The organism is Vibrio hippocampi (assembly GCF_921292975.1).
In the GTDB taxonomy this organism is placed as follows: Bacteria; Pseudomonadota; Gammaproteobacteria; order Enterobacterales; family Vibrionaceae; genus Vibrio; species Vibrio hippocampi.
In genome coordinates, this window is the sequence record NZ_CAKLCM010000001.1 from 1 (window position 1) to 24,639 (window position 24,639).

Consider the following 24,639-nt stretch of genomic DNA (forward strand, 5'->3'; position numbering starts at 1 on the left):
CTATTGACCTTATTCAGTTAATGATACTAGCTTATGCTAGTGGGTTTCCCCATTCAGACATCCCAGACTCACAGGTTGTTACTACCTAATCTGGGCTTATCGCAAGTTACTACGTCTTTCATCGCCTCTGACTGCCAAGGCATCCACCGTGTACGCTTAGTCACTTAACCATACAACCCCAAAGAGTTTCAAAAGAAATCTTGGCGCTGTCGTTAAACAACCAAAGTCGCTATCTCATTATTTGAATGAGCGAGATAGCTTTGATTTTGCCGGACTCAAATAACTCTTTATTTCCGCTTTTTATAAAAAAGCAGAAGCAAAAAGTGAACAAACACAACCGAAGTTATGTTGTTTCCAAGAACACTTGAATGTGTGTTGGTACCTAATCATTCTTTATTGAAAAAGAATCACTAGGATTTGAGAACTTTTATTTGAATAACAACGCTTATCTAAAAGATAAGGGGATTGTTGTTATTCGTCAGCTTTCCAAATTGTTAAAGAGCAATGTTTCTTTCGAAACCATTTTTAAAGATTCTACTTTCCATTTAAAAGGATTAAGAACACTTAAAGATGGTATCCCGTAGGGGAGTCGAACCCCTGTTACCGCCGTGAAAGGGCGGTGTCCTAGGCCTCTAGACGAACGGGACACTTAGGCGAACACCTTGGGGGGTGTTCCATCTCTTAAACTACATAAACCATCAATCTGTGTGAACACTCATCGCAATAATCTTATCGTTAAGGAGGTGATCCAGCGCCAGGTTCCCCTAGCGCTACCTTGTTACGACTTCACCCCAGTCATGAACCACAAAGTGGTGAGCGTCCTCCCGAAGGTTAAACTACCCACTTCTTTTGCAGCCCACTCCCATGGTGTGACGGGCGGTGTGTACAAGGCCCGGGAACGTATTCACCGTAGCATTCTGATCTACGATTACTAGCGATTCCGACTTCATGGAGTCGAGTTGCAGACTCCAATCCGGACTACGACGCACTTTTTGGGATTCGCTCACCATCGCTGGTTGGCCGCCCTCTGTATGCGCCATTGTAGCACGTGTGTAGCCCTACTCGTAAGGGCCATGATGACTTGACGTCGTCCCCACCTTCCTCCGGTTTATCACCGGCAGTCTCCCTGGAGTTCCCACCATTACGTGCTGGCAAACAAGGATAAGGGTTGCGCTCGTTGCGGGACTTAACCCAACATTTCACAACACGAGCTGACGACAGCCATGCAGCACCTGTCTCAGAGCTCCCGAAGGCACACCAGAATCTCTTCCGGCTTCTCTGGATGTCAAGAGTAGGTAAGGTTCTTCGCGTTGCATCGAATTAAACCACATGCTCCACCGCTTGTGCGGGCCCCCGTCAATTCATTTGAGTTTTAATCTTGCGACCGTACTCCCCAGGCGGTCTACTTAACGCGTTAGCTCCGAAAGCCACTCCTCAAGGGAACAACCTCCAAGTAGACATCGTTTACGGCGTGGACTACCAGGGTATCTAATCCTGTTTGCTCCCCACGCTTTCGCATCTGAGTGTCAGTATCTGTCCAGGGGGCCGCCTTCGCCACCGGTATTCCTTCAGATCTCTACGCATTTCACCGCTACACCTGAAATTCTACCCCCCTCTACAGTACTCTAGTCCGCCAGTTTCAAATGCAGTTCCGAGGTTGAGCCCCGGGCTTTCACATCTGACTTAACGAACCACCTGCATGCGCTTTACGCCCAGTAATTCCGATTAACGCTCGCACCCTCCGTATTACCGCGGCTGCTGGCACGGAGTTAGCCGGTGCTTCTTCTGTCGCTAACGTCAAAGACATACGCTATTAACGTATACCCCTTCCTCACGACTGAAAGTGCTTTACAACCCGAAGGCCTTCTTCACACACGCGGCATGGCTGCATCAGGCTTGCGCCCATTGTGCAATATTCCCCACTGCTGCCTCCCGTAGGAGTCTGGACCGTGTCTCAGTTCCAGTGTGGCTGATCATCCTCTCAGACCAGCTAGGGATCGTCGCCTTGGTGAGCCATTACCTCACCAACTAGCTAATCCCACCTGGGCTAATCTTGACGCGAGAGGTCCGAAGATCCCCCTCTTTGGCCCGAAGGCATTATGCGGTATTAGCCATCGTTTCCAATGGTTATCCCCCACATCAAGGCATATTCCCAGGCATTACTCACCCGTCCGCCGCTCGACGCCGTTATCGTTCCCCGAAGGTTCAGATAACTCGTTTCCGCTCGACTTGCATGTGTTAGGCCTGCCGCCAGCGTTCAATCTGAGCCATGATCAAACTCTTCAATTTAAGATTTTGATTCCCTATAAATAGGGGAGACTCAACGAATACTGACTTCAAAACTGTCCTTACTCGAAAGTAAGAAGTCATTTTAAAGCTATTACCATTCCAACAGAATGATAATGAATTGACTGTGCCAAGTCTTTCGACTTGCTTGGTCACTCAGTTCATTGAAATCTAAATGGATACCGAAGTATCTCTTTTTGATTATCATCAACGAGTGCCCACACAGATTGATAGGTTTATATTGTTAAAGAGCGTTTTGCTTTGTGAGCTTTCTCTCAAAGCGGACGTGCATTCTAGCGATTTGGTTGTCAGTGTCAAACACTTTTTCAAACTTTTTTCGCTTTAGAAAAACTTAATGTTTTTCGCTGCACCTCCTTTACTGTTCACTGCTTTGCTTATCTGCTCCGCCGTGTCAGTGGATGCGCATTATAGGGAGATTGAATTCTTGCGCAAGTACTTTTTGGTGTTTTTTTTGATTTTTCTTTTGTTCGCTGAAATTTGCAGCAATAAGAACAAAAAGAGAGCAAAAGTGCTCTCTTTTTTTCGTCAACTGACTTATTTCAGCTAAATAAACGCGTAAGCGTCCGCATACATATGATCCGCTTTAGCCTGCTTTTGTTGGGTAAACTGCTCTCTCGCGGCCCCTGCCATTTCAAATCGACCTGCTATATAGATATCGAAATCTGATAATGAATCAAAATCCGAGTTCACCGCTTGCAGTACATTCCCCACTTTGCCAGTCCATACTGAACCAGTCTCTTCAATGACAGGGATAAATTGTACCGCTTCATGCTGATGGGCAATCACTTCTAACTCTTCCTTGGCGTAGAGTTGTTCCTCATTACGCCCTCCCCAATACAGGTAGATTGGCTGTTGCAGGTTTTGACTCAAACAGTGATCTAAAATCGAGCGCACATAGCTAAAACCCGTGCCCCCTGCTATCAATAGTATTGGTCGGTTGCTCTGTTCACGAATCCAAGCCTCGCCATGGGGGGCATCAATTGTGATATCGCCGTCATTGTTTAGAGCGTGTTTCATTGCTTCCACAACTTCCGATGCATACGCATTTTGTTCTGCAGCACCAATGTGCAGTTCAATTTCACCTTGATGTCGACAAGGGCTACTTGCGATTGAAAAAGGGCGTTTATCTTCCTCCCCCATTTTTACCAACAAATATTGACCCGCTTTGAAGTCAACTTGTTGCTCTGGGTGCAGCAGAATTTGAAAGGTATTCGCAGCTAAAGGCTTTACCGACTTAACTTTACATTTAACCGTCATGTTGTTCTCTTTTATTATTCTTCACTAAAGCTGATCTCAAGATCAGATTCAGGATAGGCAAGGCAGGCAAACATCCAGCCTTGCTGTTGTTCTTTATCAGTTAGCATGGGATCCAACTGATAACTGACTTCACCAGAGATCACTTTACACAAGCAACTCGCGCATGCCCCGACAAGGCAGCGATGTGGAAATGCAATATTATTGTTGAGCGCTGCATCTAACACGGTTTGCTTAGCTTGTGCTAAAAAGGTCTGATTTTCTGGTACTAGAGTAATGTTATAACTCATAAGATGGATAACTCATCCCATATACTATCTATCTTTGCGACTACTTTGGGATCTTTTTTAATCGGGTGTCCCCACTCCCGCGAAGTCTCTGAGTCAATCTTGTTGGTCGCATCAAAACCCAAGTATGTTCCAGTTTGACTCATCAATTTATCTCTTGCTGGGTCCATTCTGGTGGTTACCGCCCAAATTACATCATTCCAATCACGAATGTTCACATCTGGATCACACACGATAATAAATTTGGCATTGAATGCGGTTTGAGTCTGTTCGCAGACGGTTTCTATCGCCTTAATGCCCTCTCCTGCATGATGTTTATCTAAGCTGACAATGACCATACTCGAATCACTGGTTTGCTCTGTACAATACACATCTTTAATTGCAGGAAGATTCGCTTGCAACTGACCAAGTAACTGTTGTTCATCTATTGCCACTTTAGAGTAGCGTACTTGTTTATCAGAAGCGTCAGAGCCCATCTCAATTTCAGCCTGCCACTTAATTGTCGCATCAATACCCATTTTTGAGCCCAGACCCGCCACTGGTGAGGCAAAATCTAATGAATCTATTGGCGTACTTTCAACTAGCATCATGTCTCTGCGAGGAAGAACACTGTCATTCATCGCTTTAACCACTTGCTGCCAATCGCGAACGTTGACAGTTTCATCGCATATGATGACAAACTTGGTGTACATGAACTGGCGTAAGAATGACCAAACGCCCATCATGATACGTTTCGCATGACCAGAATATTGCTTCTTAATCGACACCACTGCCATACGATAAGAACAGCCTTCCGGCGGCAGATAAAAATCTTCAATTTCTGGAAACTGCTTTTGTAAGATAGGTACAAACACCTCATTGAGTGCAACACCTAATACTGCCGGTTCATCAGGTGGTCTGCCCGTATAGGTGCTGTGATAGATAGGGTTCTCGCGCATTGTGATATGAGTAATAGTAAACACATGGTGTTTTTCTACCTCATTGAAGTAGCCGGTATGGTCACCATAAGGTCCTTCATCTGCGTACTCCGTTGGGTCAATATAGCCCTCTAATACAAACTCAGCACTCGAGGGAACCTCTAAATCATTACTTATCGATTTTACAACTTCCGTTCTCTCTCCCCTCAGTAATCCAGCAAACGCATATTCAGATAAGCTGTCTGGCACGGGAGTCACTGCGCCTAATATCGTTGCAGGGTCGGCACCAAAAGCGACCGATACAGGAAATGGCTTACCTGGATTGGAGTCCATCCAATCTTTAAGATCGAGCGCGCCACCTCGATGAGCAAGCCAACGCATGATCACTTTGTTTTTGCTTAATTTCTGCTGCCGATAGATGCCGAGGTTTTGGCGTTTTTTGTTCGGACCCTTGGTGACCGTTAACCCCCAAGTCATTAAGGGTGCTACATCCCCGAGCCAGCAACTCATGATCGGGAGCTTGTCCAAGTCAACTTGCTCACCTTGCCAGACAATTTGCTGACAAGCGGCTTTACGGACTCTTTTCGCAGGCATATTTAGCACTTGTTTGAATACGGGGATCTTATCTATCGCATCTTTAAATCCACGAGGGGGTTCTGGCTCTTTTAGATAAGCCAGTAATTTACCTACTTCACGTAGTTCACTCACCTCACTGCGCCCCATCCCAAGTGCGACACGCTCTGTTGTACCGAACAAATTAGTCAGTACAGGAAACGGGGAACCAATCGGGTTTTCGAACAGTAATGCAGGTCCGCCGGCTCGCAGTGTTCTGTCACTTATCTCTGTCATTTCATAGTGGGGATCAACAGGGTGTGAGATACGTTTCAGTAGTCCTTGTTGCTCCAATAACTGGATAAAATCTCGTAAATCCTTAAGTTTCATAGGGGTTACATCGTATTGGATTGGTGCCTGCATTATAAACATAAACGCCACCAGCAAGCGAAATTTGTGTTTACTTCCAAAGAGCAGGCATACCTAATGCTGATAATTTATTGCTGATAATTCGATAAGGCTTTAAGCACTATAGAAGCCTTAATCTGACCATTAGTGGAAACCACATTATGTAGCCACAATCGATGACCATTTTGAGCCAGTTGAGTAGCAACAAAACTCGCGTCTGCAGAAACCGTCATTCTTACAACAAGAAAGTCTCTGACATTGGTGGGCAGTGGATTGATTTTTGCCAATTCGGCGATGGCTTGCTGTTTTAAGCTTGGATTGTGAGCGGCATAGATCATTTGTTGATGCGCAAATGGCGTCTGAAGAGAAGCAAGACGCTCTAACTCTTGCTGACTATGCACATCAGCACGCATTTTCCATAATAGCTGATACAGCGCCTCGTTTTGGCTCACTTGTGCCATGACCACTAACACTCTACTAGAGGGTAGCCAGCGAGTAATATCAACATTGGTAATTTGGTCAATGAGATAGTTAGCCGCTTGAGGGGTGAGGCTATCAAACTCCTGAATCAGGATCTCTTCGCGATTTTTTTGTTGCCACTCATTGCCCATTGATAACCACTGTTGAAGATCCAAATCATGATTTTCAGCATTCATAATAAAATCCAGTATCAACTGGTCTTGGTTCCAAGATTTGGTTAAGCGAGCGGAAATCGCCGGATAATTGAAAGCTGGGACGGTAAAAAGATACCCGTCTCCTCGCTCAGTGATGGTGTAGACTGGCATGATAGAGCGCTGCTGTTCGACAAACTCGGCCATCAAAGTAGTAAAAACCACCTTGTTCTGCTCTATTCGTTGTAACAATAAATAGCGAGCTACCTCTTGTTGAGGTAGGGAAATTCTATCGAGAGCAAATTCAAGCTCATTGATATCTTGCTGGGTAAACAGTGTCATCAGCTCAGAGACTTTATCTTGAACTTGTGAACTGGCGAGCAAGCTATCTGCTTGTTGTTGCGTCATCTCCTTCGACGCCATCACTGCACTACTGGTGAGTGATGCCAACAGTAGGAGTAGAGACGCTAACTTTCCTTGTAGCATTTTAACCTCCTATTAACACAATTTTAATTGTGCGCTTAATGAAGGCGTTGTGCAAATAAAAAAAAACGCCACCCTGCTGGGTGGCGTTTGATAAATCTTAATCTAGCTTGCGCTTATTGACGACGCATTGCGTCAAAGAATTCATCGTTAGTCTTGGTCATTGCCAATTTATCGATAAGGAATTCCATCGCATCAATTTCGCCCATTGGGTGAACAATCTTACGTAGAATCCACATTTTCTGCAGTTCATCTGCTTTAGTCAGCAACTCTTCACGACGCGTGCCTGAACGGTTGAAGTCAATCGCTGGGAAAACACGTTTTTCTGCAATCTTACGGTTTAGGTGCAGTTCCATGTTACCTGTACCCTTAAACTCTTCGTAGATAACTTCATCCATTTTAGAGCCAGTATCAACTAACGCAGTCGCGATGATAGTCAAGCTACCACCTTCCTCAACGTTACGAGCTGCACCGAAGAAGCGTTTTGGTCTGTGAAGTGCGTTAGCATCCACACCACCCGTTAGAACCTTACCCGATGATGGTACAACGGTGTTGTAGGCACGAGCTAGACGAGTGATTGAGTCAAGCAAGATAACCACGTCTTTTTTGTGTTCAACCAAGCGTTTCGCTTTTTCGATAACCATCTCTGCCACTTGTACGTGACGAGAAGCCGGCTCATCAAAGGTTGAAGCAATAACTTCACCCTTTACTAGACGCTGCATTTCGGTCACTTCTTCTGGACGCTCGTCAATAAGAAGTACCATCAGCTCACACTCTGGATGATTGTGGGCAATGCTTTGTGCAATATTTTGCAGCAGCATTGTTTTACCCGCTTTTGGCGGCGCCACAATCAAACCACGCTGACCTTTACCAATTGGAGAAGCAAGATCGAGAACACGAGCGGTAATATCTTCCGTAGAACCATTACCTCGCTCCATGATCATACGCTCATTGGCATGCAGAGGGGTTAAGTTCTCAAATAGGATCTTGTTACGCGCGTTGTCAGGCTTGTCATGGTTAACCGTGTTAACTTTAAGCAGTGCGAAATAGCGTTCACCATCTTTTGGAGGACGAATCTTACCAGCGATAGAGTCACCGGTACGTAGGTTGAAGCGACGAATCTGACTTGGAGAGACATAAATATCGTCAGGACCTGCTAGGTATGAGCTGTCAGCACTACGTAGGAAACCAAAACCGTCTTGAAGAATCTCTAAGACCCCGTCACCAAAGATGTCTTCACCACTTTTCGCATGGGCTTTAAGAATAGCAAAAATGATGTCTTGCTTACGCAGTCGAGCTAAATTTTCCAGACCTAGAGTTTCGCCTAGTTTCACGAGTTCTGAAACAGGTCTGTTCTTCAATTCTGTTAAGTTCATTGTGGTGGATGTTTGTTTAGTCAAAATAGGATCTGTTTTGTTATTAAGATGGATTTGGTCACAGGATCGACCAAGAAGTGAACATTTGTTTAATTAACGTGCGATAAACTATCACTAAAATTAAGTCTAGTCTAGCTTTGAAAAAACAAAACCGTGTATTTGTTTAGATACACGGTTTTATTACTCAGAGACTACAGATTTGCGTCTAAAAATTCTTTAAGTTGGGTCTTAGATAGTGCACCAACTTTAGTCGCCGCAACACCGCCATCTTTGAATAGCAATAATGTTGGAATGCCGCGAATACCAAATTTAGGTGGTGTTTCTGCATTCTGATCAATGTTAAGTTTACCGATAGTGAGCTTACCTTGGTACTCATCAGCAATCTCGTCCAGAATCGGTGCAATCATCTTACAAGGACCACACCATTCTGCCCAGAAGTCAACAAGAACTGGGCCTGCAGCATTAATTACGTCAGTTTCAAAACCGTCATCTGTCAGCTGCAAAATCTTTTCACTCATTTTTAACTCCGATATTTTTACATTGGTGAGATGCTCACCAACAATTAGTTTCCCTATTGGAATGTATTTACTTTCGTATTGCAAGCCTAAGCTGATATTCTATAGCAATGAAAAAGACACATATCACAGAGCAAAAGTTCGCCGATTTGGATTTACACCCCCAAATCATTGAAGGTTTGAATAAAAAAGGGTTCGATTTTTGTACCCCAATTCAAGCTTTGGCGTTGCCGGTATTGCTCACCGGCCAAGACATTGCAGGCCAGGCCCAAACAGGCACTGGTAAAACCCTTGCGTTTTTAACTGCGACTTTTAATCACTTGATGACAACGCCTGAACACGACGGTCGTAAGCCAAATCAGCCTCGCGCTATTATTATGGCACCGACTCGAGAGTTAGCGATTCAAATTCATAATGACGCTAAGCCACTTATTGAAAGCACCGGCGTTAAAACCGCTCTTGCTTACGGTGGTGACAGTTATGAAAAGCAATTAGCTAAGTTTGAACAAGGCGTTGATATACTGATCGGCACCACGGGTCGAATCATCGACTTCTACAAACAGAAGGCATTTAACCTAAACCATATTCAAGCTGTTGTGCTTGATGAAGCTGATCGCATGTTTGATCTTGGCTTTATTAAGGATATTCGCTTCTTATTCCGTAGAATGCCTGAGCCTAAAGATCGTCTGAACATGCTGTTCTCGGCGACACTCTCTTATCGCGTGCAAGAACTTGCTTTTGAACACATGCATAACCCTGAGCATGTGGTTGTCGAGCCTGAGCAAAAAACTGGGCACCGTATCCAAGAAGAGCTTTTCTATCCATCAAACAATGACAAGATGGCGCTATTACAGACTCTTGTTGAAGAAGAGTGGCCAGATCGCGCCATTATTTTTGCTAACACCAAGCACAAATGTGAAAAGGTCTGGGGTCACTTAGCCGCTGACGGTCACCGTGTCGGTCTGCTGACAGGTGATGTTCCGCAGAAGAAACGCGAGAAGATCTTAGAACAGTTCACCCAAGGTGACGTTGATATCCTTGTTGCTACTGACGTCGCAGCCCGTGGATTGCATATCCCTCAGGTCACACACGTTTATAACTATGACCTGCCTGATGATTGTGAAGATTATGTACACCGTATCGGTCGTACTGGTCGTGCTGGCGCAAGTGGTCACTCAATCAGTTTTGCCTGTGAAGAGTATGCGATCAACCTTCCTGCGATTGAAGAGTACATCGAACACTCGATTCCTGTGTCTGACTACGACTCAAGCGCTCTATTGACTGAGTTGCCTGCGCCTCTTACATTGAAGAGCCGTAATTCTGGTACAAGACGTACCAATACTGGTGGTTCTCGTCCTTCTAACCGCAAGCCGCAGAATAGAAGACCAAGACCGCAAAATAAGGCATCTTAAAAGGAATTTTGAGCACAATATGAGTCACAGCAGTCATTCTTCTCCACTGTATGCCGCGATCGATCTCGGCTCTAACAGTTTTCATATGTTAGTTGTGCGCCACATTAATGGCAGCATTCAAACGATGGCCAAGATCAAGCGCAAGGTTCGCCTTGCTGCTGGATTAGACAGCGAAATGGCATTAAGCCAAGAAGCAATGCAACGTGGTTGGGATTGTTTAAGTCTGTTTGCTGAACGCTTACAGGATATCCCACAGCAAAATATCCGCATTGTTGGTACCGCAACCTTGAGAACCGCAACCAATGCGGATGTTTTTCTCAAGCATGCAAACGAAATACTTGGCTATCCAATCAATGTCATTGTCGGTGAAGAAGAAGCTGCAACCATTTACAAAGGTGTCGCTCATACCTCTGGAGGTTCTGGTCGTCGTTTAGTGGTCGACATCGGCGGGGCAAGTACCGAGCTAATTATTGGAGAGGGGTTTGAACCAAAAGCACTGACCAGTTTGAAAATGGGCTGTGTCACTTGGCTTGAGCGCCACTTTAGTAATCGCCAGCTGACTGGTGCCAATTTTGATAATGCGATTGAAGGTGCGAAGCAAATACTTGCCCCTGTGATTGAGCAATATCAGGATATTGGCTGGGATGTGTGTGTCGGTGCCAGTGGCACGGTGCAAGCTCTGCAAGAGATTATGCTGACTCAAGGCATGGATGAAGTGATTACTTTAGCCAAGCTTAAGCGCTTGCAAAAACAAGCAATGCAAGCGGATCATCTAGAAGAGTTAGAGATTGACGGTCTTACTCTTGAGCGTGCGTTGGTATTCCCTAGTGGATTGTCCATCCTTATCGCCATCTTCGAAGTCTTCGGTATAGAAAGCATGACCCTTGCTGGCGGAGCGCTACGCGAAGGTATGGTCTATGACATGGTTGAAGAATTGCAACACGATGATATTTGCGCTCGAACCATTGCCAGTGTTCAATCTCGCTACCAATTAGATGTCGCCTATGGCGAACAAGTTGCCAATACCGCTCAACAGCTGCTTGAGGGATGCAGTGAACAGCAGTGGCTCAATGAGCACAACGGCGCGTTACTACTAAAAACCGCTGCAAAGCTACACGAAATAGGTCTAACCATCGATTTTAAAAAGGCGGGCGAGCATAGTGCGTACTTACTTCAAAACCTCGATTTACCTGGTTACACTCGCGCTCAAAAGCAATTACTCGCCGAAGTTCTGCGTCGTTACAAAGACCATTTAACGCAGCTGCCAGCTCAACACGCTTTATCCAGCACAAGCGCATCTCGTATGCTGCGGTTGCTAAGATTAGCAGTGCTCATTACTCACCGACGCCAGCATGAGTTGCAACCTCATGTCTCAGTAAGTTGTCGTAACGATGCTCTAATCTTGGATATCGATAAGACTTGGTTGACCACGAACCCGCTCTCAGCCGCTGAACTAGAGATCGAGTCCCATCGTCAATCCGATATTGGCTGGTCATTGGAAATCAATGCAATTTAGCGATACAACAAGTTAGCAGCAATAAGCTTATTGCAAGTAGCAAGTAGCAAGACTGATAAAAAAATACCCGAACCACTTCATTGGCTCGGGTATTTTTTTAAGCTTTCGCTTCGATTCCTTCGGCGTGACTCGCGTTGACTGCGGTCAACTTTTTGATTAAGAAGTTAAGCACTACACCGTACATGGGTACAAACAGACCCAGACTAATCACCAGCTTAAAACCATAATCGACCAAAGCTATTTCCGTCCAATGCTCCGCCATAAACGGGTCGGTACTTTGATAAAAAGCAATAGCGAAGAACGCCAAGGTATCAAGTGCATTACCGAAAAGCGTTGAGCAAGTCGGTGCAACCCACCACTGTTTCATCTGACGTAGGCGGTTAAACACATGCACGTCTAAAATCTGACCCAGCAAATATGCCATAAAGCTAGCAATCGCGATTCGGGCAACAAACAGGTTAAACTCTCCTAACTGAGACAAGCCTTGAAACTGCCCTTCGAAAAACAGCACCGAGAGAACGTAAGAGACCACTAAAGCAGGTAGCATCACCAAAAAGATGATTTTACGGGCAAGTGCAGCACCAAATATTCTGACGGTAAGGTCAGTGGCTAGAAAGATAAAAGGAAAAGTAAACGCCCCCCAAGTGGTATGAAAACCAAAGAGGGTAAAGGGAAGTTGCACCAGATAATTACTAGAAGCAATAATCACTAGGTGGAAAAGGACTAACACGGTTAACGCTTTGCGCAGTTGCGCGGGAGAAAATGGGTTCATATTGTACCTTTTTCGTTTTGCTTGGGGTTGAGGGAACCCAAGTGAGGCAATGGCCTCGGATTAATAAATGTCTCTGCGTTCACGCATAGTGAACAGCGGGCGGCGATTATACAATAATCTATTGACAGTGCAACCGTCTAAATGAGCGTCAGCCGCGTTAAAAACCACGCTCAAGCAATCCAGCAATAAACTTCATTTCTTCTTGGCTGGCGGAGATATCAAGCGCCTCTATCCAAAAAGATTCACTGTAATGCTCACCTTTAAGTATCAAGCGACAACCTTCAAAATCAATCAACCAGCTATGAATATCGGCGTCGCACTGCTTTTCTACCACTGCGGCAGATAACGCAAGAATAAATTGATACGCCACGGCAGAGAATTCATCAAAATCAAAGCCTGGATGAGCAATAATGATTCTTCCTTGCTTAGCGCTGTATTCCGTTAAACCAAACTTAGCCATGGGTCAGGTGCTCCTGTATCAAGTCCAAGAAAGGATCGGCGTACTTTTCAAGTTTACGTTCACCTACACCATTCACGGCTAACATTTCACCATAGGAGGTAGGTAATATTTCCGCCATATCCATCAAGGTCGCATCACTGAAAACCACATAAGGCGGCAAACCATCTTGATCGGCAATGGTTTTGCGCAGTTTTCTTAGCTTGGCAAAGAGCTTTTTATCGTATTGCTTAGAAATCAGTTTATTGGACTTGGCGCTACGTTCGGCAGTGTCTAAACGTGGAACCGCGAGCTCTAAAGTATGCTCACCCCTTAACAGCGGTCTGGCTTCTGCCGTTAATTGCAGTGTCGAATTTCGGGTAATGTTTTGTTGCAGTAAGCCCTTGTGGATTAACTGCCTAAAGATACTCACCCAGTAGTCATGGCTATGATCACGACCCAAACCGTAAGTCGTCAGTTTGTCGTGACCATGTTCGCGAATACGGATGTTCGACATGCCGCGCAAGACTTCCACCACATAGCCGATACCAAAGCTTTGATTGACGCGATAGACACATGAAAGTGCTTTTTGCGCCTGCTCTGTTGCATCAAAATGTTTAGGAGGATCAAGACAAATATCGCAGTTGCCACACGCCTTAGCGCTGTATTCACCAAAATAGTTTAATAGCACTTGGCGGCGACAGGTTTGTGCTTCCGCGAAGGCACTCATCGCATTTAGCTTGTGACTTTCCACTTGTTTCTGCGGTCCTTCATCTTTCTCATCCAACATACGTCTTAACCAACCTATGTCTGCCGGATCATAAAGCATGACCGCTTCCGCAGGTAAACCATCTCGCCCTGCACGACCAGTTTCTTGATAGTATGATTCTATATTGCGTGGAATATCAAAGTGCGCCACAAAACGGACATTGGGTTTATTAATGCCCATACCAAAAGCCACCGTCGCCACAACTATCTGCACATCATCACGCTGAAAGGCTTCTTGGACATACGCTCGTTCGTCTGCATCTATTCCAGCATGGTAGCTTGCGGCTCGGATATGGTTGTTGCATAACTTTTCCGTCAGCATCTCCACTTTTTTACGACTGCCACAATAGATAATGCCGCTCCCGCCCTTATTCTCATTTAAGAAACGAATAATTTGTGAGACCGGTTTATGTTTCTCGACCAAGGTATAGCGAATATTCGGGCGGTCAAAGCTTCCCAAATATTCATAATGATCGGTTAAGTTGAGTCGAGAAATGATGTCTTTACGCGTGGCATCGTCTGCGGTTGCTGTCAGCGCCATAACGGGTACGGATGGAAAGTGTTCCTTCAGTCGACCAAGGGCTGCGTACTCAGGTCTAAAATCGTGTCCCCACTGAGAAATACAGTGCGCCTCATCGACCGCAATCATCGCCAGATCGGAATGCTGCAATCTCACCAGAAAATCGTGCATTAAAACTCGCTCTGGGGAGACATAGATCAATTTGATCTTGCCACTATTCATGCGACGATACACTTCAACCAGAGATTCTTTCGACATTGTGGAATTAATACACTCTGCGGCGACGCCATTTGCCTTAAGTTGATCGACCTGATCTTTCATTAGAGAAATCAGTGGCGATATCACCAAGGTAATACCCGAGCGCACCAAAGCAGGGATCTGGTAACAAAGGGATTTACCACCACCGGTAGGAAGGATAACCAAGCTATCGTGACCATTTAGCGCATGATCAATCACCCCCTCTTGTCCGGGGCGAAATTCCTGATAACCAAATACGGATTGCAAAATAGACTGGGCACTTGGTTGAGATTCAGATTGTTCAGCAAGCAACGCAGCCGTCATGCCATTTCCTGATGAAAGTTGAAGTGAAGAGAGCGCTACATTGTAGAGATGTTCACTAGGGAAAGCTATACTCCCGCCACCAGGATTTAGACCCAAACATAACTTTGGCCAAGAGATGTAATTTATGCCAGAACAACAGCAGTCCAAGCAAGGTATCTTGCTTGCCATCAGCGCTTACACTATGTGGGGTATTGCCCCGATATATTTCAAAGCGTTAAGCGCAGTGACACCTCTCGAGATTCTGAGTCATCGAATCATCTGGTCTGTATTGCTGCTAGCGGTGCTTATTCAGTTATCTAAAGGCTGGCGCAAGGTTTCAAAAGTACTGGTGTCAAAAACCAAGATGACCTACCTTATCTGCACCGCACTGCTGGTTGGGGTTAACTGGTTAATCTTCATTTGGGCTGTTAATGCCGATCATATGCTTGATGCCAGTTTAGGCTACTACATCAACCCGCTACTCAACGTCATTCTTGGGATGTTATTCCTTGGTGAAAGACTGAGAAAACTGCAATGGTTTGCGGTAGCCTTAGCGGCAACTGGCGTGATTATTCAGGTGGTGGCGTTTGGTTCTATTCCCGTCGTGGCTCTGGCTTTGGCAACCAGCTTCGGCTTGTATGGTCTATTGAGAAAAAAGGTCAGCCTAGATGCACAGAGTGGTCTATTTATCGAAACCTTGCTGATGGTGCCCGTCGCTGCCTTATACCTTTTCTTTATTGCCGACACCCCAACCTCTCATATGGGTGATAACCCAATGCACCTAAACCTATTGCTTGTTTGCGCAGGGATTGTCACGACCTTGCCTCTGCTCTGTTTTACCGGTGCAGCAACTCGCTTAAAACTCTCTACCCTAGGCTTTTTTCAATATATAGGTCCTAGCTTAATGTTTATTCTCGCCGTGATGGTTTATGGCGAACCACTCACGACAGACAAAACGATGACCTTTGCTTTTATCTGGACAGCTCTGGTCATCTTTAGCCTTGACGGTCTTCGAACCCGCCGTAAACATACTATTTAACGACTTTAACTTAACGGCTTCAACGCATTATGACACTTGACGATTTTAGTCCACTTATCACCCTTATGTTGGTACATATCATTGGTCTTATGAGTCCGGGACCTGACTTTGCCTTAGTCGTACAAAATACCGCGAAATATGGCAGAGTTACTGGCGTTTATATCGCATTAGGTTTATCCATCGGCATTCTGATTCACTCAACTCTAAGCTTGACGGGTATTAGCTTTGTTATTCAACAAAGCCCAAACCTCTATCTGTTGCTACAAATCGCTGGCGGTAGTTATTTGACCTATTTGGGTATTGGGGCATTGCGCTCTGTACTGGTAAAGCCAACTGGTGGTGAACGATCCGATAGCAATAACGCCCAAGTGCTGATCACCAATCAGAGCCAAGCTCTTTTTCGAGGTCTAACGACTAACTTGCTTAACCCCAAAGCACTGGTGTTTTTCGTCAGTCTAATGTCCAGTTTGATTCCGACAACGATGCCCGTGCTAGGTAAAGGGCTAGCGATTGGTCTGCTATGGGTATTGTCTTTTTTTTGGTTCGCTTTTTTAGCTTGGGCGCTCTCAACACAACGAGTCCAACGCAAACTCGCTCACCTAACTGGTTATATCGACGCTATTTGTGGGGTGATGTTTTGTGCTCTTGGGCTAATCATTCTGGTAAAAACATTGATGCCAGAAATCACCGGATAGCAATTTGGAGTGAGTTCTTGTAAGAGATCTCTCACAAAGCCTTGGGTAATTAACACTTTTGTACGTCATACATAGGCAAGCTAAAGATCTAATATACTGAAAAATAAGGCTTTTGCTAATAATTATAATTATTTCAAGTGAATTATTTTTCATTTGACCTATTTGAAGCCAACCTGAGATTGTTTAATATTAACCACGTCAAAGGGAAACTGACATGGAACAGGAAGCGCTCAAGGATTAGGGCATCTTCAGGAAGAAGATTCGGTTATTCAGGATGAATAGTCGGCAAGGAAAGCGAAAGGACATTGAATGGACTTCAATAGTAACTAGGATGGTTGCTACTAGGGAAAGACAATGGACACCTCTGGATGAGGCAAGGACTGAACATCAGGATGATGTAAGGGACACCGCTCAAGGAACAAGTGAAGTGAGCTAACGAGGATTGTTAGCTGGTCAGGATAAGACCATACGGACACCGCTAGGAAGGCGACGCAAGGATTAAGCTGACGGATTCAGCAAACTATCATGGATTTGATGCATGGAGCACTTTTAGTAGCCGGATTGCTGCGAGTAAGACTATAACCCCGATGGGCTTTCGCCCTCGGGGTTTTTCTTTGTCTGTTTTCTGCCGATTCAATACAAAAAAGGACGAATAAAAATATTCGTCCTTTGTCTGCGTTTTTAGTATTCGCTACAAGCTACAACTTTTCTAGCTTAGCGTATTGGGTAACCAACCACTTAATTCCCTCGCCATTAAAGGCGACTTGTACTCGGCTCTGAGGACCACTTCCCTCAAAGTTGATGATGGTGCCTTCTCCGAACTTCTGGTGCATAACACGCTGACCCAAACTAAAGCCAGTCTCATTGAAGTTGTTCTGAACTTCTTTATGGCTAAAGCGACCACTGGTTGAAGGTCGAGAGATCTGCGCTTTCATGCGTACTTCTTCTAAACGTTCTTCAGGCAACTCGCGGATAAAGCGTGACGGTTTATGATACTTGTCTTGACCGTATAAACGTCGCATCTCAGCATACGTGATGTAGAGCTTTTCCATAGCTCGGGTCATGCCAACATAACAGAGTCGCCTTTCTTCTTCCAAACGACTGCCATCTTCAGCTGACATCTGGCTTGGGAACATCCCCTCTTCTACACCCACCATAAAGACGAGTGGGAATTCTAAGCCCTTAGCACTGTGCAGAGTCATTAACTGCACAGCATCATCAAACTCATCCGCTTGTCCTTCGCCCGCTTCCAGTGCTGCATGAGTTAAAAACGCCGTCAGCAAGCTCATATCTTCCGCTTCTTCCGGCTTTTCAAACTGACGCGTGGCGGTAACCAGCTCTTCCAAGTTCTCGATACGAGCTTTTGATTTTTCGCCCTTTTCTTGCTCATACATGGTAAACAAACCGGATGTTTTTATCACATGGTCTGTCTGTTCATAAAGCGCCATTTCATGAGTATCATCTTCTAAGGCATTAACAAGCTCAACAAAGCGTGACAAAGCACCAGCCGCTCGACCCGCAAAGACTTTTTCGTCCAATAAGGCGACACTGGTTTCCCATAAAGTCGCACCTCGGCTTCGTGCAGCAAATCGAATCGTGTCTAAGGTTTTGTCACCTAAGCCGCGTGTCGGCGTGTTAACGATTCGCTCAAACGCAGCATCATCGTTTCGGTTGGCCATCAATCGTAAATAGCCCAATGCATCTCTGATTTCTTGTCGCTCGAAGAAACGCATGCCGCCATAGATACGATAAGGCAGTTGACCTTGAATCAACGCCTCTTCAAGCACACGGGATTGAGCGTTGTTACGATACAACATTGCGCAATCGGTTAAGCGACCACCTTTATCACGCCACTCGATAATTTTGTTAACGGCAAAACGAGCTTCGTCCAACTCGTTATAAGCTGAATAAACCGAAATGCTTTCACCTTCATTGCCGTCAGTCCACAGCTCTTTACCCATACGTTCAGTATTATTGGCGATCAGGTGGTTCGCGGCTTCTAGTATGGTTTTGGTTGAACGGTAGTTTTGCTCAAGACGAATCGTCTGTGCACCTAAATAGTCATCCAGAAACTTTTGTATATTCTCGACTTTGGCACCGCGCCATCCATAAATTGATTGGTCATCATCACCAACGATCATGACCTTAGTTTCTGGACCCGTCATCATACGCAGCCAAGCATATTGGATATTGTTGGTATCTTGGAACTCATCGACCAGAATAAATTTAAACCGCGCTTGGTAGTGCTCGCGAATAAATTGATTGTCTCTTAGCAGTTCATGAGCACGCAGTAAGATTTCAGCAAAGTCGACTAAGCCCGCCCTATCACAGGCTTCTTGGTAGGCGGTGTAAATTTGTAGGTATGTCTTTGTGACCGGATCGTGATAGCTATCAATGTGTTGAGGTCTTAAACCCTCATCTTTTTTGCCATTAATCCACCAAGCAACTTGTCGAGCAGGCCACTGTTTCTCGTCCAAGTTTTGCGCTTTGATCAAACGTTTAAGCAGTCGCTGTTGATCGTCTGAGTCAAGGATCTGGAAATCTTCCGGTAGTTTAGCGTCGAGATAATGCGCTCTTAAAATTCGGTGACATATACCATGGAAGGTACCGTTCCACATCCCTGAGGCGCTGCCTCTCATCAACTCTTCAATACGCCCTCTCATCTCTGCGGCTGCTTTATTGGTAAACGTTACCGACATAATTGAAAACGGCGAAGCACTCTCTACCGACAACAACCATGCAATACGATGAACCAATACTCGCGTTTTACCACTACCAGCACCGGCTAGTACAAGTCTGTGTTCGAGTGGCGCTGCCACGGCTTCGCGCTGTTTATCATTTAAACCGTCGAGGAGAAGAGATGGATCCATGAGAGCCTGCTACTGGTTATTTATACATAGCGTAGGATTATAGCGCAAACAACAATCGGAAAGCAGAAAAAAGTCGAATTTTTCTCAGTGAGAGCAAGTCTTAAAAATCAACAGATTACACATAAAATTTACAATTAATTAAATTTTATCTTACTTTCATTGAAAGATTTCTCTCAGCATTCCTATCTTATTGGTTAAGCAAGTCATGACGACATGACCTGTGAAAATAATACAAGGATCTAGTTTGAGGAAACTATTATGAAATCGACAAATCTTGCAATTACAGCGGTAGTAACAGGTCTTCTTGCTCTTGGTGGTACAGCGTTGACCGCGGCTCCAGCCGCTGCGGCTGATAAAGAAAAATGCTACGGCGTATCCAAAGCAGGTAAAAATGACTGCGCCACTAAAACCAGTTCTTGCGCAGGTACAGCCAAAGAAGATAGCCAAAAGGATGCATTTGTTGTGGTGCCTAAAGGTCTTTGCGGCAAGCTTAGCGGTGGTAGTACGGAGTCAGCTTAAGCCAATATAACACTGATATTAGGTTCTATGTGTTCACTATAAAGAGCCTCAAAACCCGATAAGTAAAGGGGAGTTGCTACGCCCCTTTATTTTATCCCCCCTTCTCATCGCTTTCTGGATAACGATTATGACTGACCCTCTCGCTGAAAATTTTGTTGGTGTCGGATTAAGAGAGCCTCATTTAGACTTTTTCCGCTCTCATCCAAATGCAGCCTCATGGTTAGAAATACATAGTGAAAACTATTTCACTCCCGACAGTCATCGCCACCAAAGCCTATTAGCGATCAGAGAACAAACCGAGATCAGCTGTCATGGTATTGGGTTATCTCTTGGGTCGGTATCCAACGTCAGCCAATTTCACCTGAACCAGCTTAAATCGCTCATCGATGTTATCGATCCGATGTTTATTTCTGATCACTTGAGCTGGAGTGAATTCGGCGGTCACTACTACAATGACCTTCTACCTCTGCCCTATACCGAAGAAGCATTGAAGATATTTTGTCGCAATGTAGAACAAGTTCAAGACGCTTTAAAGCAGAACATCTTGATCGAGAACCCATCGAGTTACTTACGCTTTGAGCACTCACAAATTCCGGAATGGCAATTTTTAGCAGAAGTCCAGTCACGTACTGATTGCCGACTTCTTCTCGACCTGAATAACGTTCATGTCTCTTGCTTCAATCACAATTACGAGCCACAGCAGTATTTGTCTGCTATCGACCCTAGTACGGTCGATGAAATTCACTTAGCCGGTTTTACTAAAAAGCCGTTAGATAAAGGGGAGATTTGGATCGACACCCACAATCAACCAGTGAGTGACGAAGTTTGGTCGTTATATTCCAATTGGGTTAACCAACATGGGCCCATCGCGACATTAATTGAGTGGGATACTGATATTCCCGAGCCCCAAATACTATTGGATGAAGCCAGTAAGGCACAATCTTTATTGGCTCAGCTCCCCCACCTAAAACAAAGGGCTTAGCACTATGTCGTTTAACCCGTCATTAAAGCCATCATCGGATAAAACCCCCTCTCTTGAACAAGTTCAAAGTGCGTTTACCGATGCGCTACGTTATCAAAATGATGCAAGCACCATTGGCATTATTTCCGAGAGATTCACTGCTGATGAAAGGGTTCAAATTTACCGCAATAACTTTACTGTTAGTTTGTCTGAGGTACTACTCGCGATCTATCCGAACACACAATTGCTGGTAGGTGAAGAATGCTTTGACGCTATCGCCAAGCACCATATCATTCACAATCCCCCAATAAGCGGTGATGTCACGACTTATGGGAAAGGGTTTGATCAAACCATTGCGTCATTAGATAACATCATAAGCGCCGAACCTTATCTTGCGGACGTTGCGCTCGCTGAATATAGGATGGATCAATTGCTGAGCACTGGAAAGCCTAGTATCAGTAGTTACACTTTGTCACTATCTGAGTTGCAGAATACGCCCGAATCCATCCACCCCAACATCGTGTTGGAGCTAAAGCCGAGCATTACGCTATTTCAATCAAAATATGCGATCGCATCCTTGTTTGCTGCTCTTGATTCTATGTCTTTTGAGGGCTTAGAGATCAATCAAGCTCAGTGTTGTGTTATTAGTATTGATGATGTTACTGGACAACCCATCGTATCAGCCGTCAACTCACGCCTATTCACACTCATCAACTGTCTGCAGCAATCCCAGCCATTACGCCAAATAGATCCGACATTACTCGACCTATTACCTAGCTTATTAGTCTCTGATTGGATTCAAGGCTTTAAAATTGATGACCCTATGTAGGAGGGAAACCTGATGAAAAACTCACGACTATCAAACTACGATCGAACCATATCATCGCTGCAAGATGCTTTTGTTCCTGTTTTACTGCTTTTTTGTCGCTTATGGGTAGCTTGGGTATTCTTCAACTCTGGCTTAACAAAAATCGCCTCCTGGGACAGCACCTTGTATTTGTTCGAACTCGAATATCAAGTTCCACTGTTGCCTTGGGAGTTAGCGGCTTACTTGGGTACCGCTGCTGAATTGGTTCTACCGGTATTCATTGCCTTGGGGCTGTTTTGTCGACCAATGAGCGCCATCTTGTTTGTGTTTAATATTATCGCCGTCGTCTCTTATCCCTTGTTGTGGGAGAAAGGCTTCTACGACCATCAATTGTGGGGGTTGATGATATTAATAAATATCGTTTGGGGGGCAGGCAAGCTATCGCTCGACAACCTTATTCGCTCAAAGATGGAAAAATAAACCTAAATGCGTCTACCTAGCAACTCATTAGCTTTAGCCATTAATGTAACGCATTAAAGATGTCGATAGTTAAAGATATAGAGAGCTGCGCCCTTATAGTGGCTTGTTATATAAGGGCATTATAAAAAGGTTATTTGCTATCAAGAAATGCCTGAAGCTCTTCAACAGATATTCCATTTTCAGCCAACTCTTTTGCTAGAGTCTGCACTTGTTCCCCTTTACGGGATTCAATGACTCGCTGAAACTGATAAACAATATCACGCAGTTTATACAGAGGCACTTGCTTTGCGGCACTGCGAATACGCTCTTCGCTTTGCTCGCCTAATTCATTAAGCAGTTTCCCGAACATGATTTTTTCCGGAGATTCTTCCATCTGCTCAAGAACACGAGCCATTTCATAAGTAGTCAATGACATTACTGCACTAGTCCATTTAAATATGGTGAATGGTAAGGATATAAGACACTCTTCTATGTTATGCATATGAGGAACTGCATATAAAGAAAAGCCTTACATAAAATAAATAATTTTCTTACGCGAAAACGCAACGACACCTAGCGGTGCACAAGAGTAAATATACACCTCATTAATAATTTAGGAAATTAATTTTCCAATAGTTATGTAATTTAATTTATTTAGAGTTTGTCTATTCATCGATGGATTTTTTCTTACCCTCAATAGAATTGTTTGTAACTAATGAGTAAAATCGCTAGCTTATAGGGCAAACCACTTTAGGTTTCATTTTATTGCCATCACTAAGGAATCACTGATGCTGGAACTCATCTCATCGCGTGTAGCTGCTATTCAAGCTTGGCTACGTAGTAACGACCTAGATGCCTTTATCGTCCCTCATGAAGACGAATACTTAGGCGAATATATTCCTGCTCACAATGAACGTCTGCACTGGTTAACTGGTTTTACTGGCTCGGCAGGCGCTGCGGTAATTACCCCTGACAAAGCGGCGATTTTTGTCGATGGTCGTTATACCGTTCAAGTACAAAAGCAAGTCTCTGGTGAGTTGTTTGAATACTGTCACTTGATCGAGACTCCCCCGCTTCAATGGATTGAGAAGTCACTGACTGTGGGTGCTCGCGTTGGTTTCGACCCTCGCATGCATCGTGGCAATTGGTACGCTAACGCTGTTGAATTGTATCAAGCGAAGTTTGACCTTATTCCAGTAGACCAGAACCCTGTTGATCTGCATTGGTCTGATCGTCCAGAAGCCCAGTTGACCTCTGTGTCTCTTCTTTCTGAAGCCTACACTGGCGAGTCAAGTCAGAACAAGCGTGGTAAATTGGCGACTTCCCTAACCGAAAATAATATTGATGCAGCGGTTCTTACCGAGCTGGATTCAATCTGTTGGTTGTTTAACATCCGTGGTCTCGATGTGTCACGTCTTCCTGTTCTTCTGTCCCATGCTATTGTTAACTCTGACGGTAGTGCTCAGCTGTTCATTGATGATGCTCGTATTGAAGATAGAGCTGAGTTCGATAGTCACGTTGGCAATGGTGTCACTGTTCAATCTCCAGATTCACTTGAATCAGTGATCGCGCAGCTCTCAGGCAAAACCGTCAGTTTTGATCCTTCAACCAGTAACGCATGGTTTAAGATTGCACTTGAAAAAAATCAGGTCAAAATCAAGGAGCAAGCCGATCCGTGCTTAATGCCTAAAGCTTGTAAAAACCCAGTTGAAATAGAAGGAATGAAGCACAGCCATCGTCGTGATGGCGCCGCTATGGTTAAGTTTCTATCATGGTTAGACAATGAGGTGGATGCAGGTCGCCTACATGACGAAGCGATTGTTTCCGATCAACTTGAAGCCTTCCGCCGTGAGGACCCGAGTCTGGTTGATCTTAGCTTCGATACTATCTCAGCAGCTGGCGGTAACGCAGCGATGTGTCACTACAACCACCTGAATCAGAAGCAACCGGGTAAGTTAACACAAGATACCCTATATCTCGTTGATTCTGGCGGTCAATACCCTGATGGCACGACTGATATCACTCGTACTATTGCTATTGGCAATACCTCTGAAGAGATGAAACACCAATTCACTTTGGTACTAAAAGGTTATATCGGACTTGCAACGGCACTGTTCCCTAAAGGCACCTGTGGTCACCAACTAGATATCCTAGCGCGTCAGCATTTATGGGCAAACGGCTTCGACTATGATCACGGTACGGGTCACGGTGTTGGTCATTTCTTAAGTGTTCACGAAGGTCCACAGCGTATCGCTAAAGTCGTTAACAATGTGGCTCTAGCGGCTGGCATGGTGCTTTCAAACGAGCCAGGTTACTACCGCGCCGATGCTTTTGGTATTCGCATCGAAAACCTAGAGCTTGTGGTAGAAAAGCCAACGACAGGTGACTTGACCATGTTAGGCTTTGAACCACTGACTCGTTGTCCTATCGATGTGCGTAATATTAATATCTCGCTATTAACGGACACTGAGATTCAATGGCTAAACCAGTACCATCAGCTTGTTGAAAAAGAGATTTCTCCGCTCGTTTCCGGTGATGCACTTACTTGGCTAAAATCAGCTTGTACGGCTATCGCTCGATAGTTTTATTGCTGCCATAAACTTGCAACACCAAC

The 24,639-nt window shown here is 44.8% G+C and carries 20 protein-coding genes, 1 tRNA gene, 2 rRNA genes and 1 pseudogene; 9 read left to right on the forward strand and 15 right to left on the reverse strand.

Going from position 1 to position 24,639, the window contains the following annotated elements:
- From L9Q39_RS00005 to trxA, 10 genes and pseudogenes are all read right to left on the reverse strand, one after another.
- Positions 1 to 170: ribosomal RNA gene (locus L9Q39_RS00005) — 23S ribosomal RNA — on the reverse strand; the annotation flags it as partial.
- A gap of 401 nt (positions 171 to 571) precedes the next feature.
- Positions 572 to 647, reverse strand: a tRNA-Glu gene (locus L9Q39_RS00010).
- Positions 648 to 736: 89 nt separating this feature from the next.
- Positions 737 to 2,289: ribosomal RNA gene (locus L9Q39_RS00015) — 16S ribosomal RNA — on the reverse strand.
- A gap of 561 nt (positions 2,290 to 2,850) precedes the next feature.
- Entirely contained in the window at positions 2,851 to 3,564 is a 714-nt protein-coding gene (gene fre / locus L9Q39_RS00020; RefSeq protein WP_237483138.1) for an NAD(P)H-flavin reductase, read from the reverse strand.
- A 14-nt stretch (positions 3,565 to 3,578) separates the two neighbouring features.
- Positions 3,579 to 3,851 carry a 2Fe-2S iron-sulfur cluster-binding protein gene (locus L9Q39_RS00025; protein ID WP_237483139.1) on the reverse strand — a complete coding sequence of 91 codons (273 nt, stop codon included), beginning with the start codon at positions 3,849 to 3,851 and terminating at the stop codon, positions 3,579 to 3,581.
- Positions 3,848 to 4,324, reverse strand: coding sequence for a UbiD family decarboxylase (locus tag L9Q39_RS20715; protein ID WP_435532799.1), 477 nt, complete (start codon positions 4,322 to 4,324; stop codon positions 3,848 to 3,850). Before L9Q39_RS20715 ends, L9Q39_RS00025 begins: the two co-directional genes overlap by 4 nt.
- 5 nt (positions 4,325 to 4,329) lie before the next feature.
- Positions 4,330 to 5,707: pseudogene (gene ubiD, locus L9Q39_RS00030) on the reverse strand (4-hydroxy-3-polyprenylbenzoate decarboxylase); the annotation flags it as partial.
- Between the two features lie 107 nt (positions 5,708 to 5,814).
- Positions 5,815 to 6,822, reverse strand: coding sequence for a hypothetical protein (locus L9Q39_RS00035; protein ID WP_237483140.1), 1,008 nt, complete (start codon positions 6,820 to 6,822; stop codon positions 5,815 to 5,817).
- A gap of 113 nt (positions 6,823 to 6,935) precedes the next feature.
- Entirely contained in the window at positions 6,936 to 8,195 is a 1,260-nt protein-coding gene (gene rho, locus L9Q39_RS00040; RefSeq protein ID WP_237483141.1) for a transcription termination factor Rho, read from the reverse strand.
- A 191-nt stretch (positions 8,196 to 8,386) separates the two neighbouring features.
- Positions 8,387 to 8,713 carry a thioredoxin TrxA gene (gene trxA, locus L9Q39_RS00045; RefSeq protein WP_237483142.1) on the reverse strand — a complete coding sequence of 109 codons (327 nt, stop codon included), beginning with the start codon at positions 8,711 to 8,713 and terminating at the stop codon, positions 8,387 to 8,389.
- Between the two features lie 107 nt (positions 8,714 to 8,820).
- Between trxA and rhlB the strand changes: the two genes are divergently transcribed.
- A complete protein-coding gene (gene rhlB, locus L9Q39_RS00050; RefSeq protein ID WP_237483143.1) occupies positions 8,821 to 10,122 on the forward strand; it encodes an ATP-dependent RNA helicase RhlB in 1,302 nt (433 codons plus the stop codon).
- 19 nt (positions 10,123 to 10,141) lie between these two features.
- Positions 10,142 to 11,638: a guanosine-5'-triphosphate,3'-diphosphate diphosphatase gene (gene gppA / locus L9Q39_RS00055; RefSeq protein WP_237483144.1), complete on the forward strand. Its 1,497-nt coding sequence runs from the start codon at positions 10,142 to 10,144 to the stop codon at positions 11,636 to 11,638.
- 97 nt (positions 11,639 to 11,735) lie between these two features.
- Here the strand turns inward: gppA and L9Q39_RS00060 are convergent, their stop codons facing one another.
- From L9Q39_RS00060 to recQ, 3 genes are all read right to left on the reverse strand, one after another.
- Complete coding sequence (locus L9Q39_RS00060) at positions 11,736 to 12,410, reverse strand: 7-cyano-7-deazaguanine/7-aminomethyl-7-deazaguanine transporter (RefSeq protein WP_237483145.1); 675 nt, start codon at positions 12,408 to 12,410, stop codon at positions 11,736 to 11,738.
- Between the two features lie 157 nt (positions 12,411 to 12,567).
- Positions 12,568 to 12,870, reverse strand: coding sequence for a DUF3630 family protein (locus L9Q39_RS00065; RefSeq protein ID WP_237483146.1), 303 nt, complete (start codon positions 12,868 to 12,870; stop codon positions 12,568 to 12,570).
- A complete protein-coding gene (recQ, locus tag L9Q39_RS00070) occupies positions 12,863 to 14,695 on the reverse strand; it encodes an ATP-dependent DNA helicase RecQ (RefSeq protein ID WP_237483147.1) in 1,833 nt (610 codons plus the stop codon). Before recQ ends, L9Q39_RS00065 begins: the two co-directional genes overlap by 8 nt.
- 124 nt (positions 14,696 to 14,819) lie before the next feature.
- Between recQ and rarD the strand changes: the two genes are divergently transcribed.
- Together rarD and L9Q39_RS00080 are read left to right on the forward strand one after the other, a co-directional pair.
- Positions 14,820 to 15,713 carry an EamA family transporter RarD gene (rarD, locus tag L9Q39_RS00075; RefSeq protein WP_237483148.1) on the forward strand — a complete coding sequence of 298 codons (894 nt, stop codon included), beginning with the start codon at positions 14,820 to 14,822 and terminating at the stop codon, positions 15,711 to 15,713.
- 29 nt (positions 15,714 to 15,742) lie between these two features.
- Positions 15,743 to 16,408 (forward strand): LysE family translocator, encoded by a 666-nt coding sequence (locus L9Q39_RS00080; protein ID WP_237483149.1) that lies wholly within the window; start codon positions 15,743 to 15,745, stop codon positions 16,406 to 16,408.
- Between the two features lie 698 nt (positions 16,409 to 17,106).
- On the opposite strand, the gene uvrD is transcribed toward L9Q39_RS00080, so the two are convergent.
- Positions 17,107 to 19,278: a DNA helicase II gene (gene uvrD, locus L9Q39_RS00085; protein ID WP_237483150.1), complete on the reverse strand. Its 2,172-nt coding sequence runs from the start codon at positions 19,276 to 19,278 to the stop codon at positions 17,107 to 17,109.
- A gap of 258 nt (positions 19,279 to 19,536) precedes the next feature.
- Between uvrD and L9Q39_RS00090 the strand changes: the two genes are divergently transcribed.
- The 4 genes from L9Q39_RS00090 (at position 19,537) to L9Q39_RS00105 (ending at position 22,046) form a co-directional block, all read left to right on the forward strand.
- Entirely contained in the window at positions 19,537 to 19,797 is a 261-nt protein-coding gene (locus L9Q39_RS00090; protein WP_237483151.1) for a BufA1 family periplasmic bufferin-type metallophore, read from the forward strand.
- A gap of 127 nt (positions 19,798 to 19,924) precedes the next feature.
- Positions 19,925 to 20,779, forward strand: a complete 855-nt coding sequence (gene bufB / locus L9Q39_RS00095; RefSeq protein WP_237483152.1) for an MNIO family bufferin maturase — start codon at positions 19,925 to 19,927, stop codon at positions 20,777 to 20,779.
- 4 nt (positions 20,780 to 20,783) lie between these two features.
- Positions 20,784 to 21,587 carry an HvfC/BufC N-terminal domain-containing protein gene (locus L9Q39_RS00100; RefSeq protein ID WP_237483153.1) on the forward strand — a complete coding sequence of 268 codons (804 nt, stop codon included), beginning with the start codon at positions 20,784 to 20,786 and terminating at the stop codon, positions 21,585 to 21,587.
- Positions 21,588 to 21,599: 12 nt separating this feature from the next.
- Positions 21,600 to 22,046, forward strand: a complete 447-nt coding sequence (locus L9Q39_RS00105; RefSeq protein WP_237483154.1) for a DoxX family protein — start codon at positions 21,600 to 21,602, stop codon at positions 22,044 to 22,046.
- A gap of 130 nt (positions 22,047 to 22,176) precedes the next feature.
- Here L9Q39_RS00105 and tsrA read toward each other — a convergent pair whose 3' ends face one another.
- On the reverse strand, positions 22,177 to 22,461 hold the full coding sequence (gene tsrA / locus L9Q39_RS00110; protein ID WP_237483155.1) for an H-NS-like global regulator TsrA: 285 nt from the start codon (positions 22,459 to 22,461) through the stop codon (positions 22,177 to 22,179).
- A gap of 352 nt (positions 22,462 to 22,813) precedes the next feature.
- On the opposite strand from tsrA, the gene L9Q39_RS00115 reads away from it, so the two are divergent.
- Entirely contained in the window at positions 22,814 to 24,607 is a 1,794-nt protein-coding gene (locus tag L9Q39_RS00115) for an aminopeptidase P family protein (protein WP_237483156.1), read from the forward strand.
- The last annotated feature ends 32 nt before the right edge of the window (positions 24,608 to 24,639 follow it).